Consider the following 17,630-nt stretch of genomic DNA (forward strand, 5'->3'; position numbering starts at 1 on the left):
CGACAAGACGAGGGAAGGTTTCATGTACCTGAAGAAAGTTGACGGGCCGCGCCAGGTCACCCTGCCTGACGGGACCATTCTCAGCCGCGGGGACCTGCCGCCGCCCGATACCCGCCGATGGGTCGCCTCGCGCAAGGCGATCGTGGTACGGGCGGTGGCCTACGGGCTGATCGAGATGGGCGAGGCGCTGGACCGCTATTCCCTTTCGGAAGAGGAATTCGAAAGTTGGCGGCAGGCAATTGAAGTTCATGGGGAAGCCGCGCTGAAAGTCACGGCCATTCAGAAATATAGACAACTTTAAGTTGTTTTCAGGTGAAACTCTGTCACAGTAACGGCTGATTAACCATTTGCCACGATGGTATTAACGAAGCTTGTGACTGTAGCGGAGAGATTGCGATGCGTATCCTGTTGGTGGAAGATGACCCAACCACCTCGCGCAGCATCGAATTGATGCTGACCCATGCGAACCTCAACGTCTATTGTACCGACCTGGGCGAAGAAGGCATCGATCTCGCCAAGCTTTACGATTACGACCTGATCCTGCTGGATCTGAACCTGCCCGACATGTCGGGGCACGAGGTGCTGCGTCAGCTGCGTCTGTCGCGGATCGAAACACCCATCCTGATCCTGTCGGGCGACGACGCCACCGAAAGCAAGATCAAGGGCTTCGGCTTCGGCGCTGACGATTACCTGACGAAACCCTTCCATCGAGAAGAACTGGTGGCACGCATTCACGCGATCATCCGCCGTTCCAAGGGCCATGCGCAATCGGTGATCCGCACCGGCCCGGTGACGGTCAACCTGGACGCAAAGACCGTCGAGGTCGATGGGAAATCGGTGCATCTGACCGGCAAGGAATATCAGATGCTGGAACTTCTGTCGCTGCGCAAGGGCACGACGCTGACGAAAGAGATGTTCCTCAACCACCTTTACGGTGGCATGGACGAACCCGAATTGAAGATCATCGACGTCTTCATCTGCAAGTTGCGCAAGAAGCTGTCCGAGGCGACGGGCGGAGAGAATTACATCGAAACCGTATGGGGTCGTGGCTATGTCCTTCGCGATCCCGCCCCGACCCTGTCGGCCGAAACCGGGCCGCGGCTGGCCATCGGCGCCTGAACGCGCCGCCGCCGAAAGCGCCCCTGCGGCACCATTCGCGGCTGGACCTCGGCCCTGGCGCCTCCTATCACTTTCCGGGCCGACAGACCCCCGGGGGAGGACAGGATGCGCCCGGCCGAAGATATCGCCGTCGAAGAGTTGACCGAAGACCAGGCCCGGGCCGAACTGGCGCGGCTGACTGAGGCGATCGCGCGCGCCAACCGCGCCTATCATGCCGAGGATGCGCCCGAGATCTCGGATGCGGCCTATGACATGCTCAAGCGGCGCAACGCCGCGATCGAGGCGCGCTTTCCGGCGCTGAAACGCGCCGACAGCCCGTCGGATCAGATCGGGGCGGAACCGTCAGAAACCTTCGCCAAGGTCCGCCACGCCGTGCGCATGCTCAGCCTGGCGAACGCGTTCGACGACGCGGAGGTGGCCGATTTCGATGCCCGCATCCGCAGTTTCCTGAACCTGCCCGCCGACGCCCCCCTCGCCTATACCGCCGAGCCGAAGATCGACGGGCTCTCGCTCAGCCTGCGTTATGAGCGCGGCATCCTAGCCCTGGCCGCGACGCGCGGCGACGGCGAAACCGGCGAGAACGTCACCGAAAACGCCCGCACCATCGCCGATATACCCCAGCGCCTGACCGGTGCACCCAATACGCTGCCCGATATCCTGGAGGTGCGCGGCGAGGTCTACATGAGCCATGCCGATTTCGCGGCCCTGAACGACCGCCAGGCCGCAGCCGGCGCCAAGACCTTCGCCAACCCCCGCAACGCCGCCGCCGGCTCCTTGCGCCAGCTCGACGCCGCGATCACCGCCGCCCGGCCGCTGAGGTTCTTTGCCTATGCCTGGGGCGAGGTCTCGGCCCCGCTTGCGGATACGCAGATCGGCGCGGTCGCGCGACTGGCCGGTCTGGGCTTTTCGACCAACCCGCTGACCACACTTTGCGACGGCCCGGACGAGATGCTGGAAATCTACGCCAAGATCGAGGCCCAGCGTGCCGAACTTGGCTATGACATCGATGGCGTGGTCTACAAGGTGAACGACCTTGGCCTTCAGGCAAGGCTGGGTTTTCGCGCCTCGACGCCCCGCTGGGCCATCGCGCACAAATTCCCCGCCGAACTGGCGTGGACGCGACTGGAGAAGATCGAGATCCAGGTCGGCCGCACCGGCGCGCTTAGCCCCGTCGCGCGACTGCATCCGGTGACGGTGGGCGGCGTCGTGGTGTCGAACGCCACCCTGCACAACGAGGATTACATCGCCGGGCGCGATTCCAAGGGCGCCGAGATCCGCGGCGGCAAAGACATCCGGGTCGGCGACTGGGTACAGGTCTATCGCGCCGGCGACGTCATCCCCAAGGTCGCGGATGTGGATCTGTCGCGCCGCCCCGTGGGCGCCCAACCCTATGAATTTCCGACAAAATGCCCCGAATGCGGATCGGACGCGATTCGCGAGGAAGGCGATTCCGCGCGCCGCTGTTCCGGCGGGCTGATCTGCCCGGCGCAGGCGGTCGAGAAGCTGAAGCATTTCGTCAGCCGCGCGGCCTTTGATATCGAGGGGCTGGGCGCCAAGCAGATCGAGATGTTCTTCCACGACGATCTGCTGCCGATCCGCGAACCCGCCGACATTTTCACGCTTGAAGCCCGCGACGCCGCCGCCCCCCTGCAGAAGCTGAAGAACCGCGACGGCTGGGGAGAGACCTCGGCCACCAACCTGTTCCGCGCGATCGACGAGAAACGCCGCATCCCGCTGAACCGGCTGATCTTCGCCCTCGGCATCCGCCATGTCGGCGAGGTCGCCGCACAGGACCTGGCCCTCCATTACGGCACATGGACGTCTCTGACCGCCGCGATCGACGCCGCCCGACCCGCCGAACAGCGCCACGAACAGGCCGAGGCCGCGCTGCTGGCCGAACGCCAGGCCGCCCAGCACGAAGGCCGCCGCGCCCGCATCACCGAAACGCGCAACGCCGTCTGGCAGGCCGACCCGCCGCCGCCCGCCGCCGCGGTCGAGGCCTGGGATGATCTGATCGGCATCGACGGGATCGGCGCTACATTGGCCGTGTCGCTGATTTCGGCCTTCCACCAGAAAGCCGAGCGCGCCTCGATCGACCGCCTCGTCGCGCATCTCCAGATAGAAAAGGCCACCCGCCCCGTGAACCAGGGAAGCCCCGTCGCCGGCAAGACCGTGGTCTTCACCGGCTCGCTGGAAAAGATGACCCGCGCTGAGGCCAAGGCCCGGGCCGAGGCACTGGGCGCGAAGGTTGCCGGCTCGGTCTCGGCCAGGACGGATCTGCTGATCGCGGGTCCCGGGGCCGGGTCGAAGGCGAAGAAGGCCGCGGAACTGGGCGTCGAGACGATCGATGAGGATGCCTGGCTGGCCCTCATCGGAGACGGCTGAATGGCCGGCCGCCCCGAAATCCTGTTCCCGCTTTTTGCCGGGATCGAGACACTGCCCGGCGTCGGGCCTCGGGTGGCCGAACATCTAGCGGCGCTGGACATCACCCGCCCGCGCGACCTGCTGCTGACCCTGCCGCATTCCGTCGTCGACCGGCGCCTGCGCCCCAGCATCCGCGGCGTGCAGCCCCCCGACGTGGCGACGGTCGAGGTCACCATCGGCGCCCACCTTCCGCCGCGGGCAAAGGGCCGCCCCTACCGGGTGCAGGTGCGCGACTCTGAGACCGAATTCCAACTGGTCTTCTTCCATGCCCGCCCCGAATACCTGCTGAAACAGCTGCCTACCGGGCAGCGGCGCGTGGTGTCGGGCAAGCTGGAAATCTTTGACGGGATCGGCCAGATGCCGCATCCCGACCACATCCTGCCACCCGAGGCCGCAGGCGATCTGCCCAGTTATGAGCCGATCTATCCGCTGACCGCCGGCCTGACCCAGCGCACCCTGGCCAAGGCGATGGCCGGCGCGCTGACCCGGGCGCCCGAACTGGCGGAATGGATCGACCCCGCGCTGAAGACGCGTGAAGCCTGGCCCGATTGGCAGGCGGCGTTGCGCTGTGTCCACGCGCCGCAGGGGGCCACCGATCTGTCGCCCAGCGCGCCCGCCCGCCAGCGCCTGGCCTATGACGAATTGCTGGCCCACCAACTGACCCTGGCGCTGGCGCGTCAAAGCCTGCGCAAGGCCAAGGGCCGCGCCAGCCACGGCACTGGAACTATTCAGCGCAAGGTATTGGCATCTCTTCCATATTCCCCCACGAATGCACAGAACCGCTGCCTGTCCGAGATCGCCGCCGACATGGCGTCGGAGACCCGGATGAACCGGCTCTTGCAGGGCGACGTGGGCGCCGGCAAGACGCTGGTGGCCTTCCTGTCACTGCTGGTCGCGGTCGAAGCCGGCGGCCAGGGCGTGATGATGGCCCCGACCGAGATCCTGGCGCGGCAGCATCTGGCAAGTCTGCGCCCCCTGGCCGAAGCAGCGGGCCTGAGGCTCGAATTGTTGACCGGCCGTGACAAGGGCTCCGAGCGCGCGGCGAAGTTGGCGGCGCTGGCGGCGGGAGAGATTTCGGTGCTGGTGGGCACGCACGCGGTGTTTCAAAAGGACGTGGTCTTTTCCGATCTGCGCCTGGTGGTGATCGACGAACAGCATCGCTTCGGCGTCGCCCAGCGGATGGAACTGGGCGCCAAGGGCCGTCAGGCGGATGTCCTGGTGATGACGGCGACGCCGATCCCGCGGTCGCTGAGCCTGGCGCAATATGGCGACATGGATGTTTCGCTGCTTGACGAAAAGCCCGCCGGGCGCAAGCCGGTGACGACCGCGCTGATCTCTCTGGGCCGGCTCGACGAGGTGGTCGAGCATCTGCGCCGGGCGGTGGCCGAGGGGCGGCAATGCTATTGGGTCTGTCCGCTGGTCGACGAAAGCGAGGTCAGCGACCTGACCGCGGCGGAAGAGCGTTTCCGCCATTTGCGCGCGGCCCTGGGCGAGGGCGTCGTGGGCCTGGTCCATGGCCAGATGCCGCCGGCCGAGAAAGACGCCTCAATGGCCGATTTCGCCGCCGGCCGCAGCCGGGTGCTGGTGGCGACCACGGTGATCGAGGTCGGCGTCGACGTGCCCAATGCCTCGATCATGGTGATCGAGCGGGCCGAGGCCTTCGGCCTGGCGCAGCTGCACCAGTTGCGCGGCCGGGTCGGCCGGGGCGCTGCGGACTCGACCTGTCTGCTGCTGTATCAGGCGCCGCTCGGCGAGGCCGGCGCACGCCGCCTGCAGGTGTTGCGCGACACCGAAGACGGCTTTCGCATCGCCGAAGAGGATCTGGCGATGCGCGGCGCGGGCGATCTGATCGGCACCGCGCAATCCGGCGTGCCGCGCTTCCGCATCGCCGATCTGGAACGCCAGTCCGCGTTGATGGCCGTGGCCCAATCCGACGCCCGCAAGCTTCTGGCCGAGGACCCCGGCCTGAATTCCGGCCGTGGAAAGGCCGCCCGCGTGTTGATGTGGCTCATGGAACAGGATCAGGCAATTCGTTTGATTTCCGTGGGTTAAGGGAACTTCGGCAGCCTGAGTTCCCATTTGTTCTCATTTGTTCGTTAAAAGTTCTTTACATCACGTTAAGAACATGAGAACAAACAGGCAACAGAGAACAGGAGACCCCCATGTTTGACGATCTGAAGGCTGCTTTCTCACGCTCGGCCCCGACGCTCATCGAAGATGCGGCCGGTGCCACGGCGCTGGTGGTGATGCTGATGGTGGGCCTGTTCCTTCCGGCTGTGCTCTGACCTGCCTGCTCTCTCGCGTGCGGCGGCCCGCATCTCATCCCCATTGATGCTGCCTGGTCCTGCCTGACCGTCTGCCGGATGTCCCCACATCCGCGCCGCCGCCTCCGCGAGATTGCCGCCTGCCGCCGCCATCCTACGATGCGCGGCGGCTTTTTCTTGACCGCGCACCCGGGAATTTCGCGCCCGTTGCCTGCCGTCCGCGCGCCCCGTCCGGGCCAAAGTTCCGACACGGGACCATGCCAGATTTGGCGAAATTGTACAAAACTGCGTGACATGACCGCCGCCAAAGCGCACAGAAAGGCGGGTTTGCGGCACGGGACGGGACCGAAGATGGCCAGACACGGGGCTCGGGACAGGGCAAGCCGCCACCCGGCGGCAATCATATCGGGAAGTGGGCGTCACTTCCTGCTGCTTCAGGGTCCGCACGGGCCCTTCTTCCACCGTCTGGGGGGGATGCTGCGCGCCGCCGGAGGCACCGTCCATCGCGTCGGCTTCAACCGTGGCGACCAGGCCTTCTGGTTCGACGCGCCCGGTTATATCCCCTACCAGGGTGCCCCGGAAGACTGGCCCGACACCTTCCGCGATCTGGTGCACCGGCATGGGATCACCGACCTTGTGCTTTACGGTGACACGCGCCCGATCCATTCCCAGGCCATCGCCGCGGCCCGGGCACAAAATCTGACCATCCATGTCTTCGAGGAAGGCTATCTGCGCCCCTACTGGATCACCTACGAACGGGACGGCGCCAACGGCCATTCGAAGCTGATGGATATGTCGATCGCACAGATGCAACAGGCGCTGGACCAGCTGGACATGGAGCTTCCCGACGCCCCCGCGCGCTGGGGCGACATGCGCCACCACATCTTCTACGGCGCGCTCTACCATTTCCTTGTGATGACACGAAACCAGGCCTATCGGGCCTTCCACCCGCATCGCGCGCTTAGCGTGACCCAGGAATTTCGTCTTTATTTACGGCGCCTTCTGCTGATGCCGGCACATGCGCTGGAGCGCATCGCCGCGACCCGCCGGATCAAGCATGGCGGCTTTCCCTTCCATCTGGTGCTGCTGCAACTGGAACATGATTCCAGCTTCGTCATGCATTCCCCCTTCTCGACGATGACCGAGTTCGTGGCGCTATGCATCGAGGGCTTTGCCCGCGGCGCGCCGCCCCATCATCACCTGGTCTTCAAGGCCCACCCGCTAGAGGACGGCCGCGTCCCCGTGGCGCGGGAAATCCGCCGCCTGGCAGCCGAGCACGGGGTGGCGAAGCGGGTGCATTTCGTGCGCGGCGGCAAGCTGGCGGGTCTGCTGAACCATGCCCGCAGCGCGGTCACCGTGAACTCGACCGCCGCCCAGCAGGTGCTTTGGCGCGGGCTGCCGCTGAAGGTTTTCGGCGCGGCCGTCTATGCCAAGCCCGAATTCGTGTCGGACCAGCCACTGGCCACCTTCTTCGCCCGACCCTCACGCCCCGACAGCCGAGCCTATCGCGACTATCGCCACTATCTGCTGGAAACCTCGCAGGTGCCCGGCGGCTTCTATTCCGCCCGCGGCCGGCGCGAATTGCTGCGCCAGGTGGTCGACATGATGCTGACCCCCGAAGACCCCTATGACGCACTGCAATCGGGCAACGCGGCCCCCCGGCAACAGTTGCGGCTTCTGAAGTAGCAGGGCGATCACACTCTGGCTTTTTGTGCCGGCTTTATGTACCTTTGCGGAAAAAAGCTAAGGCAGAAATCCAGGTCAAGGAGACCGGGCAGTGAAAATCATCAGTCTGAGCGGGGCCCGCGTGTTGGCCCTTTTCGCGCTTGTTACGGTCCTTGCAGGCTGCGCCTTGCCACGCCCGGGTCCGGACAAGGCCGAGATCTACGCAGGCTCCGTGCAGCGCAAGGGAGACGCCTTCATCGTTGCGGTGAATGATCGCGTCACACGCGCCACCAGCGTCACGCCGGCGCTGGGGTTCTCGAATTCCTTCAAGCATGCGGGGCTGGTCGGATCCGATATCATTCACCCGGGCGACAAGCTGGGGGTCTCGGTCTATGAAAACGTGACCGATCCCCTGCTGGGCGCGCCCGGACAGAAGGTCTCGCAACTGGCCGAGATCAAGGTTGACGGGGCGGGCTATATCTTCGTGCCCTACGCGGGCCGCATCAAGGCGGCTGGCCTGTCGGTCGAGGCGTTGCGCCAGGCGATCACCCGCAAGCTGGACACACAGACTCCGGATCCGCAGGTGTCTGTCATCCGCGCGCCGGGCGACGGCGCGACCGTCACCGTCGAGGGCAGCGTGACCGGCCAGGGCGTCTATCCGATCGACCGCTCCACCCGGACGCTTGCCGCGATGATCGCCAAGGCCGGCGGGGTCAACATCCCCAATGACGTCGCCCTGGTCAGCGTGACGCGGGGCCACAAGGTGGGCGAGATCTGGCTGAACGATCTGTACGAGAACCCCAGCCTTGACATCGCGCTGCGCCCGGGCGACAGGATCACCGTCACCAAGGACAGCCGCGCCTTCACCGCGCTCGGCGCCACCGGCGTGCAGACCCGGGTGCCGTTCACCAGCAACACGATGTCGGCGATCGAGGCGATCGCGCAGGTCGGTGGGCTCAATCCGCTGCTGGCGGATCCGACCGGTGTGTTCATCTACCGCAACGAACCCGCGGCGATCGCCAATGCGGTGCTTGGCCGGCATGATCTGGTCGGCCCGCAAAGGATGATCTATGTGCTGGATCTGACCAAACCGATGGGCATGTTCGAAGCCCGCGACTTCCTGATCCGCAACGGCGATACGCTCTATGTCACCCAGGCGCCCTTCGCGCAGTGGCAAAAGGTGCTGTCCGCGTTCAGCGGTACGGTCGGCACGGTCGGCAACATCGCCCGCGTCAAGTCTGCGACCGGCTTCTGACCATGACGGGGCCCGACCGGCCCCAGATCCAGGCCGCCGGGGGGGATGCCCCCCGGCGGCTTCATGTTTACACCGGCGGATTGCTGCGCCCCGGCCGCATCCGGCGCATCCTTACCCTCGCCGGCCTGCGCCCGGTGCTGGGCCTGCCCGGACCCGGTGATCCGGTGGGCGTCTGGGGCCGCAGCCCGCTGGCGGCGCGCGGCGAACGGATCGCGGCACGCCGCGACAGCCCGCTGATCCGCATCGAGGACGCCTTCCTGCGCTCGGTCCGTCCCGGGCGCGCGGGCGAAGCCCCCCTGGGCCTGCTGATCGACCGCCGCGGGGTTCATTTCGACCCCGCCGTCCCGTCCGACCTGGAACATCTGCTGGCGACTCACCCCTTCGACGATTCCGTCCTTTTGGAACGTGCGCGCGATGGCATGGGCCGGATTAAGGCTGCGGACCTTTCAAAATACAACATCCACGATCCAGCCCTGCCCGCCCCCGCGCCGGGCTACGTGCTGGTGGTCGATCAACTGCGCGGCGACGCCTCGATCCGCCATGGCGGCGTGACCGAGGGCCTCTTTCGAGAGATGCTCGCCTTCGCCCAGATCGAGCATCCGGGCGCGCGGGTGCTGATCAAGACCCATCCCGAAACCCACTCCGGCCACCGCCCCGGCCATTTCGGCCCACAGGACGAAAACGACCGCATCCGCCTGTTCAGCGATCCGGTATCGCCCTGGAAGCTGCTTGAAGGCGCGGTCGGGGTCTACACCGTGTCGTCGCAGCTGGGGTTCGAGGCGATCCTGGCCGGCCACCGCCCGCGCGTGTTCGGCAAGCCCTTCTACGGCGGTTGGGGTCTGACCCAGGACGAGGCCCCGGTTTCCCGCCGCAGCCGTTCGCTGACACGGGCGCAGCTTTTCGCCGGCGCGATGCTGCTGTACCCGACCTGGTATGACCCCTGCCGCGACCGGTTGTGCAGTTTCGAGGAGGCTTGTGACCAGTTGGAGGCCGCGGCCCGTGCATGGCGCGAGGATCGTCACGGACATGTCGCCATGGGGATGCGGCTGTGGAAACGCGGCCATCTGCAAAAGGTCTTCGGCCAGGAGCGGCGGGTGATTTTCGACGACAATCCCGCCCGCGCCACCGAGCGCTCGGCACGGACCGGCCGGAGCCTGATGGTGTGGGCCGGCAAAGAGCAGATGGCACCCGCCGCGCCGGCCGTGATCCGTGTCGAGGATGGCTTTCTGCGTTCGCGCGGGTTGGGGGCGGCCCTGATCCCGCCGCTGTCCTTGGTCACCGACGACAGCGGCATCTACTACGATCCGACCCGCGAAAGCGCGCTGGAGCGGCTGATCGCGGCAGGTCCGCCGCCCGGCGGCACCGCGCGCGCGGAACGGCTGATGCGCGACCTGCTGCGCGGACGCCTGTCAAAATACAACATTCCCGGCGGAATGCCCGCGCTTCCCGCGGGGCACAGAATTCTCGTTCCCGGTCAGGTGGAAGACGACGCTTCCATAGAAAAGGGCGCGGCCGAGGCCCGCACGAACCTTGCACTTCTTCGATCTGTCCACAGCGCCCGTCCCGATGCGGTGATTGTCTACAAGCCGCACCCCGATGTCGAGGCAGGGCTGCGAAAGGGCGCGGTCCCCCAGGACGATCTGGCCCGCCTTGCCACCGTCACCACGCGCCATGCCGATCCGATCGCGCTGATCGAGGCCTGCGACGAGGTCTGGACGATGACATCGCTTCTGGGGTTCGAGGCGCTGCTGCGCGGCAAGCCGGTCACCTGCCTTGGCGCCCCGTTCTATGCCGGCTGGGGGCTGACGACCGACCTGGGCCCGGTGCCGGCGCGGCGCCGGGCGCGGCCCGCGCTCGCCGATCTTGCCCATGCCGCGCTGATCGCCTATCCGCGCTATTTCGATCCGCTCAGCGGCCTGCCCTGCCCGCCCGAGGTGGTGGTGGAACGCCTTGCCCTCGGCCCCCTGCCCCAGCCCGGCGCGGCCAACCGCGTGTTGGCCAAGCTGCAGGGCATCCTTGCCAGCCAAGCCCACCTCTGGCGCTAGGGGCGGGCTTGGGGTAGACGGGCGCCAACACGGACAAAGGCGCTTCTCATGGCTCGGATTCTCATTACTTCCGCCCTGCCCTATATCAACGGCATCAAGCATCTGGGCAATCTGGTCGGCTCGCAATTGCCGGCCGACCTTTACGCCCGCTACCAGCGCGGGCGCGGCCACGAGGTGATGTTCATCTGCGCCACCGACGAACACGGCACGCCCGCCGAACTGGCCGCCGCCAAGGCTGGCAAGCCGGTGGCCGAATATTGCACCGAACTGCATGAGGTCCAGGCCGGGATCGCCCGCGGCTTCGGCCTTTCGTTCGACCATTTCGGCCGCTCGTCCAGCCCGCAAAACCACCGCCTGACCCAGCATTTCGCGGGCCGGCTGGCCGAGGCCGGGCTGATCGAGGAAGTCGCCGAGAAGCAGATGTATTCCAACGCCGACGGCCGCTTCCTGCCCGACCGCTATATCGAGGGCACCTGTCCGAACTGCGGCTATGACCGCGCCCGCGGCGACCAGTGCGAGAACTGCACAAAACAGCTTGACCCGACCGACCTGATCAATCCGCGCTCGGCGATCTCGGGTTCCACCGATCTGGAGGTGCGCGAGACCAAGCACCTGTTCCTGCGCCAGTCCGCGATGCGCGACCGGCTGAACGACTGGATCGACGAGAAGACGGATTGGCCGGTGCTGACCACCTCGATCGCGAAGAAATGGCTCAATGACGGCGACGGGCTGCAGGACCGCGGCATCACCCGCGATCTGGACTGGGGCATTCCCGTCAGGAAGGGCGACCAGGACTGGCCGGGGATGGAGGGCAAGGTCTTCTACGTCTGGTTCGACGCGCCGATCGAATATATCGCCGCCACCGCCGAATGGGCCGAGGCGCGGGGCCTGGACGATGCCGCCTGGCGCCGCTGGTGGCGCACCGACGAGGGCGCGGGCGACGTGCGCTATGTCCAGTTCATGGGCAAGGACAACGTCCCCTTCCATACGCTCAGCTTCCCGGCCACGATCATGGGATCGGGCGAGCCCTGGAAGCTGGTGGATTACATCAAGTCGTTCAACTACCTGAACTACGACGGCGGCCAGTTCTCGACCAGCCAGGGGCGCGGGGTGTTCATGGATCAGGCGCTGTCGATCCTGCCCTCCGATTACTGGCGCTGGTGGCTTCTGAGCCATGCGCCGGAAAATTCCGACAGCGAATTCACCTGGGAAAATTTCCAGACATCGGTGAACAAGGACCTCGCCGACGTGCTAGGCAATTTCGTCAGCCGGATCACCAAGTTCTGCCGGTCGAAATTCGGCGAGACGGTGCCCGAGGGCGGCGCCCAGGCCTCGGCGGAAGAGGCGCTGATCGCCGATCTGACCACCCGCGTCCGCGCCTACCAGGCCAACATGGACGCGATGGAGGTGCGCAAATCCGCGACCGAGCTGCGCGCGATCTGGGTGGCCGGCAACGAATACCTGCAATCGGCCGCGCCCTGGTCGACCTTCAAGACCGACCCGGCGCAGGCCGCGGCGCAGGTGCGGCTGGGGCTGAACCTGATCCGCCTTTACGCGATCCTGTCGCGGCCCTTCATCCCCGACGCGGCCGAGGCGATGATGCAGGCGATGGGTTCGGACGATTGGTCCTGGCCCGAAGACGTCGCCGCCGCGCTGTCCGCCCTGCCCCCGGGCCATGCCTTCACCGTGCCGGATGTCATGTTCCGCAAGATCACCGATGAGGAACGCGAGGATTGGCAGACCCGTTTCGCAGGGCTGCGCACCTAAAGGCACTTCGCCTTCCTTTCGCCCGCGCGACCTGTTGCGCCCCGCGGGCCGCACACCCGGCGCCATCCGTCGCCAGAACCGGCGGCCCCCCGGGCCGGGGCGCTGATCGGGGGCGTTTTCGGACATGGCGCCGTCTTTCCCGGCGCGCCGCGATCTGCTAGGCCTTCGCCCGCGCCCGCGCCGCCCCACAGAAGGTTGAAAGACATGCACGACATCCGCGCCATCCGCGAAAACCCCGCCCAGTTCGACGCCGACCTCGGCCGCCGGGGGATGCCACCGATGTCGTCGCGGATCCTGGCCATCGACGAGGCGCGGCGTGCCAAGATCCTGGCGGCCGAAACCGCGCAGGCGGCACAGAACGCGGCCTCGAAACAGGTCGGGGCGGCCAAGGCCAGCGGTGACGAGGCCGAATTCGAACGCCTGCGCGCCCTGGTGGCCGAGAAGAAATCCGAAATCGCGCGCCTGCAGGAAGAGGCCGCGGCCGAGGACGCGAAGCTGCGCGACCTGCTGATGGGTCTGCCCAATCCGCCGCTGGCCGAAGTGCCCGACGGCGCCGACGAGGCCGGCAATGTGGAACTGCGCCGCTGGGGCAGCCCGCGCGATTTCGGCTTTTCCCCGAAAGAGCATTTCGAGATCGCCGGGGTGAAACCGGGGATGGATTTCGCGACCGCCGCAAAGCTTTCGGGCTCGCGTTTCGTGGTGCTGCGCGGCGCGGTGATCCGGGTTCACCGGGCGCTGGCGCAATTCATGCTAGACACCCATGTGAACCAGCATGGCCTGACCGAAACCTGGACCCCGGTGCTAGTCAAGGAAGAGGCGATGATCGGCACCGGCCAGTTGCCGAAATTCGCCGAGGACAGCTATCAGACGACCAACGGCTGGTGGCTGGTCCCGACATCGGAGGTGACGCTGACCAACACGGTCGCGGGGGATATCCTTGAGGCCGGCGCCCTGCCGATCCGCCTGACCGCCCATTCCCAGTGCTTCCGCTCGGAAGCCGGCAGCGCGGGCAAGGACACCTCGGGCATGCTGCGCCAGCACCAGTTCGAGAAGGTCGAGATGGTCTCGATCACCCATCCCGACGAAAGCCTCGCAGAACATGAGCGCATGACCGGCTGCGCCGAGGCGATCTTGCAAAAGCTGGGCCTGCCCTATCGGGTGATGGTGCTGTGCACCGGCGACATGGGCTTTGGCGCGCGCAAGACCCATGATCTGGAGGTCTGGCTGCCCGGCCAGAACACCTATCGCGAGATCTCCTCGGTCTCGGTCTGCGGCGATTTCCAGGCCCGAAGGATGAACGCCCGCTTCCGCCCCGAGGGCGGCGGCAAGCCGGAATTCGTGCACACGCTGAACGGCTCGGGGCTGGCGGTGGGGCGGGCGCTGATCGCAGTGCTGGAAAACGGCCAGCAAGAGGACGGATCGGTCACGCTTCCCGAGGCGCTGCATCCCTATCTGGGCGGCAAGACCCGGATCAGCGCCGAGGGCGCGCTGACCTGAACCCGCCACGGGCCCCGGCCTGCGGACCTGGCGGTGGGGCAAGGCCGGAGGCCGGGGGTTTTACACCCCTTCGTGATTGTCGCTTGAACCGATGGCGCACCAATGCCGGTCCCGTGGAGTATTTGCGCCAAGACGAAGACAGAGGAGGCGCCTGACCCGGATCCGTGCGACCGTCGCGCCATGGGCCGAGGCGCGGATCTTCGCCTGCGGCCTCGCCCTTTCCGGCGCAATTTCGCCCATTTCCATTGGCCGGGATATTTCGATGCGACGGAAGGGGTGGTCTGCCGCGTTGAAGGGGCATGACGCGCGGCAATTCAGCCCCGTGCCAAGAGGAGAGACCTATGAAACGCAAGGCAACGCTCACTGCTCTTACCCTGGCCGCCGTGGCCGCAGCCGGCCTGTCGACCGCGATCAGCGCCCAGACCATGGGCGGCGGGATGGGGGGGCCGATGGGTGGCCCCGGCATGCACCGCATGGGCCCCAAGATTGATTACAAGGCGATCGACACCAACGGTGATGGCACCATTTCGCAAGAAGAACTGAAAGCCTGGCAGGCCAAGCAGATCGACGGACTCGACGCCAACAAGGACGGATATCTGACCGAACAGGAGGTTGTCGATTTCGAGACGAAGAAGGCCGAGGCCCGGATCAAGGCGCGCGTGGCGCGGATGTTCAAGCAGCTCGACGTGAATGGCGACGGCAAGATCAGCGCCGCGGAAATGATGATGGCGCCACGCGACATGATGGCCGACCGAATGTTCCGGATGGCCGACGTCAATCACGATGGCAAGGTCACCCAGGCCGAATTCGACGCCGCGAAGCAGAAATTCCGCAAACGCATGGAACGGATGCGGGCCCATCACGGCGAGCGCAACTGGCATGGCGAAGATCAGTCCCCGATGCGCCGGCACATGGGGCAGGCGAATGGCCAGATGGGCAGCCAGATGAACACTCCTCCCGCGGCCGAGGGCAGCGACGAGGCCAAGACCCACGACAACAACTAGACGAGCCGCCGCGTCCGGCGCTGAGGCTCCGGGCGCGGCGCATTGAGTGAATCGGGGTTTCGGGATACGCCGACGGCAGGATGACGATGCCCTATGACGCCATGACCGAGGCCCCGGACGATGCGTTGCTGGCGCTCTATGCCAATGGCGACGGCGCCGCGGCACGGGTGTTGACCGAACGTCTGGCGCCGCGGGTCCTGCGGTTCGCGGCACGCATGCTGTCGGACCCGGCCGAGGCCGAGGACGTCACGCAAGAGGCGCTGCTGCGTCTGTGGCGGATCGCGCCCGATTGGCGCCGGGACGAGGCGCAGGTCTCGACGTGGCTTTATCGGGTGGCGCGCAACCTTTGCACCGATCGGCTGCGACGCAAGCGTCCGCTGGGGCTGGATGCCGCGCCAGAGGTGGAAGACGATCGCCCCGGCGCTGTCGCACGGCTGCAGGCGGCCGAGCGGGCCCAGGCGCTGGACCGGGCGCTTGCGCGGCTGCCCGACCGCCAACGCGAGGCGGTCGTGCTGCGGCATATCGAGGGGTTGTCGAACCCCGAGATCGCTGCAGTGATGGAGATCAGCGTCGAGGCGGTGGAAAGCCTGACGGCGCGGGGCAAGCGGGCGCTGGCGGCCGATCTGGCCGGCCGGCGCGAGGAATTGGGGTATGACGATGACGGACCGATCTGACGCGATGGCGGAACTCGACAGCTTCTTCCGCGCCGCCCGAACGAGCGCGCCGGTCCCGTCGGCGGACCTGACCGCGCGGATCCTGGCAGATGCGGCGGCAGCACAACCGCGCGCACGCACGCAGGAGGCGACCGCTCGGCGCGCGTGGGGCAAGCGGTGGCGCGGATTGCGGCGTCTGTACCTGCCCGCCCTCGGCGGCCCGGGTGTGATCGCCGGTCTGGCCGGCGCGATCGTCGCCGGTGCCTGGATCGGCTTTCTGCAGCCCGCCCCCCTGGCAAGCCTGGCCAGCCGGGTGACCGGCCAGACGGCGATGCTGGAACAGATCGACCTGATCCCCACCCTCGATAGCTATCTCACTACGGATACCGGAGAATAACATGAGCCCAGGCAGCCCTCCGCCCCAGCCCGGGCCCCGACCTGACCCCACCCCACGCACGCCGCTAAACCGCGGTTGGCGGATCTTGATCGTCACCTCGTTGGGGCTGAACCTTCTGGTCCTGGGTGCGATCGGCGGGGCGCTGTTCGGCGAATGGCGCGGCCACGGCCGCGTCGTGGTGCGCGATCTGGGCTTCGGCCCCTATGGCGCGGCGCTTAGCCGTGCCGACCGGGTTGCGCTGATGCAGGCCTTCGCGCGTGAGACCGGGGGCTTCGGGGCAGAGCGGCGCTTGGCGCGCGAGACCTTCGGCAAACTGTTGCGGGTTTTGCGCCGGACACCGTTCGATGCCGGTGAGTTCGGCAAGCTGATGACCGAGCAAGAGCAGCACATGGCCAGGCGTATGGCGCTGGGGCAGAAGCTGCTGGTCCAACGGGTCGAGTCGATGGACGCGCGGCAACGCCACGCTTTCGCCGACCGGCTGGAAGCGGCGCTCGCCCGGCACGAAATGCACCACCGCCGCCCGGGCCCGCCCCCGCCCGGCCCTGAGGCCCCGGCGCCCGCGAAGCCCTGATCGGACCACGGAAGGCCGCGAGAAAAAGGCTCGGGCCTTCCGCGCCACGCCCTCGGGGCGCAATCCGCGTACGATCCCGCTTTGCCGGCCGGCCATGCACCGGTTTACGGAATCGCCCCGCAAAGGCCGGGCACCCGCGGACTTTCCGGCGCCGCGCCCGCGACACGAAGGCCCGCCCGCGCCGTTTGGCCCAAGCCCGGCCGAAATCCCGCACCGTAAAACAAGGCCGAGCGTGGTGAGATTCGGTGCGCAAGCTCTTCACGCGGGCCCCGGCCACGCGCCGTTTTCGCGCCAGATCCATGCCAGATCGGTCGAATGTTACAACAGACCCCGCGCAGCGCCGCGCGGCCCGGAACCCATCGCCTTGCGCCACGGCCGCGGGCCGCCACGGGGACAGACGGGGCCAACCTATTCTTTCGTATCGCATTTATACTAACGTATAGGTTCGGACCTTTACCGGCTGCAGCCGTGCCCGCGGTTGCCGCAACCGCGAAAAATGTTTCATCACCTGACGGCTTCGTTACACACAGATGCGTGAATGGTTCGCGAGATCGCGTGACCAGTACCATGATAGCCATCGCAGTCGCGATCCATCAGAACCGTCAACAAGGGAAGTAAACACATGTCTCAACACATCAAGACCCTCGCCATCGCCGGTGCGGTCGCCAGTGCGCTGTCGGCTCATCTGGCGACGCCCGCAGCGGCCGCGGAGAAGGAAAAGTGCTACGGTGTCTCGCTGGCCGGGCAGAACGACTGCAAGGCCGGCCCGGGTACCACCTGCGCGGGTAGCTCGAAGGTGGATTACCAGGGCAACGCCTTCAAGCTGGTGCCCGCCGGCACCTGCGCCAAGATGGAACTGCCGGGCGGGCGGATGGGATCACTCACGTCGCTCAAGCGTGACGTGCCCGCGTGATGCCGCCGGGCTCCCGCCTAAACCGGGGGCCCGTCTTCCTACCCTTCGGCAGGAGA

General features: G+C 66.7%; 15 protein-coding genes. All 15 read left to right on the top strand.

Annotated features, from left to right (window positions below; translation table 11 throughout):
* Nucleotides 1-22 precede the first annotated feature (22 nt).
* Entirely contained in the window at nt 23-301 is a 279-nt protein-coding gene (gene sciP / locus BLV97_RS11700) for a CtrA inhibitor SciP (RefSeq protein WP_035845801.1), read from the top strand.
* A 95-nt stretch (nt 302-396) separates the two neighbouring features.
* Nucleotides 397-1,119, top strand: a complete 723-nt coding sequence (gene ctrA / locus BLV97_RS11705; RefSeq protein ID WP_035845804.1) for a response regulator transcription factor CtrA — start codon at nt 397-399, stop codon at nt 1,117-1,119.
* A 105-nt stretch (nt 1,120-1,224) separates the two neighbouring features.
* Nucleotides 1,225-3,504, top strand: coding sequence for an NAD-dependent DNA ligase LigA (gene ligA, locus BLV97_RS11710; RefSeq protein ID WP_035845809.1), 2,280 nt, complete (start codon nt 1,225-1,227; stop codon nt 3,502-3,504).
* The gene (gene recG, locus BLV97_RS11715; protein ID WP_092164073.1) at nt 3,505-5,595 is read left to right on the top strand and encodes an ATP-dependent DNA helicase RecG; all 2,091 of its coding nucleotides are present in this window, start codon (nt 3,505-3,507) and stop codon (nt 5,593-5,595) included.
* A gap of 110 nt (nt 5,596-5,705) precedes the next feature.
* The gene (locus BLV97_RS21790; protein ID WP_280138182.1) at nt 5,706-5,828 is read left to right on the top strand and encodes a hypothetical protein; all 123 of its coding nucleotides are present in this window, start codon (nt 5,706-5,708) and stop codon (nt 5,826-5,828) included.
* A gap of 453 nt (nt 5,829-6,281) precedes the next feature.
* Nucleotides 6,282-7,493, top strand: a complete 1,212-nt coding sequence (locus tag BLV97_RS11720) for a capsule biosynthesis protein (protein ID WP_244521015.1) — start codon at nt 6,282-6,284, stop codon at nt 7,491-7,493.
* A 91-nt stretch (nt 7,494-7,584) separates the two neighbouring features.
* Entirely contained in the window at nt 7,585-8,727 is a 1,143-nt protein-coding gene (locus BLV97_RS11725; RefSeq protein WP_035845813.1) for a polysaccharide biosynthesis/export family protein, read from the top strand.
* A gap of 2 nt (nt 8,728-8,729) precedes the next feature.
* Entirely contained in the window at nt 8,730-10,772 is a 2,043-nt protein-coding gene (locus BLV97_RS11730; protein WP_035845815.1) for a capsular polysaccharide biosynthesis protein, read from the top strand.
* 48 nt (nt 10,773-10,820) lie between these two features.
* Entirely contained in the window at nt 10,821-12,539 is a 1,719-nt protein-coding gene (gene metG, locus BLV97_RS11735) for a methionine--tRNA ligase (protein ID WP_035845817.1), read from the top strand.
* Between the two features lie 204 nt (nt 12,540-12,743).
* On the top strand, nt 12,744-14,036 hold the full coding sequence (gene serS / locus BLV97_RS11740; protein ID WP_035845819.1) for a serine--tRNA ligase: 1,293 nt from the start codon (nt 12,744-12,746) through the stop codon (nt 14,034-14,036).
* 341 nt (nt 14,037-14,377) lie between these two features.
* Nucleotides 14,378-15,040, top strand: a complete 663-nt coding sequence (locus BLV97_RS11745) for an EF-hand domain-containing protein (protein ID WP_051646267.1) — start codon at nt 14,378-14,380, stop codon at nt 15,038-15,040.
* A gap of 80 nt (nt 15,041-15,120) precedes the next feature.
* A complete protein-coding gene (locus BLV97_RS11750; protein WP_035845821.1) occupies nt 15,121-15,714 on the top strand; it encodes an RNA polymerase sigma factor in 594 nt (197 codons plus the stop codon).
* Nucleotides 15,692-16,090: a hypothetical protein gene (locus BLV97_RS11755; RefSeq protein WP_051646268.1), complete on the top strand. Its 399-nt coding sequence runs from the start codon at nt 15,692-15,694 to the stop codon at nt 16,088-16,090. The genes BLV97_RS11750 and BLV97_RS11755 overlap by 23 nt, the downstream gene beginning before the upstream one ends.
* A gap of 1 nt (nt 16,091) precedes the next feature.
* Nucleotides 16,092-16,661, top strand: a complete 570-nt coding sequence (locus tag BLV97_RS11760) for a periplasmic heavy metal sensor (RefSeq protein ID WP_081825168.1) — start codon at nt 16,092-16,094, stop codon at nt 16,659-16,661.
* 622 nt (nt 16,662-17,283) lie between these two features.
* Nucleotides 17,284-17,574 (top strand): BufA1 family periplasmic bufferin-type metallophore, encoded by a 291-nt coding sequence (locus BLV97_RS11765; protein ID WP_035845823.1) that lies wholly within the window; start codon nt 17,284-17,286, stop codon nt 17,572-17,574.
* Nucleotides 17,575-17,630: the final 56 nt, after the last annotated feature.

This window comes from Allgaiera indica (genome assembly GCF_900106675.1).
Classification (GTDB): Bacteria; Pseudomonadota; Alphaproteobacteria; order Rhodobacterales; family Rhodobacteraceae; genus Acidimangrovimonas; species Acidimangrovimonas indica.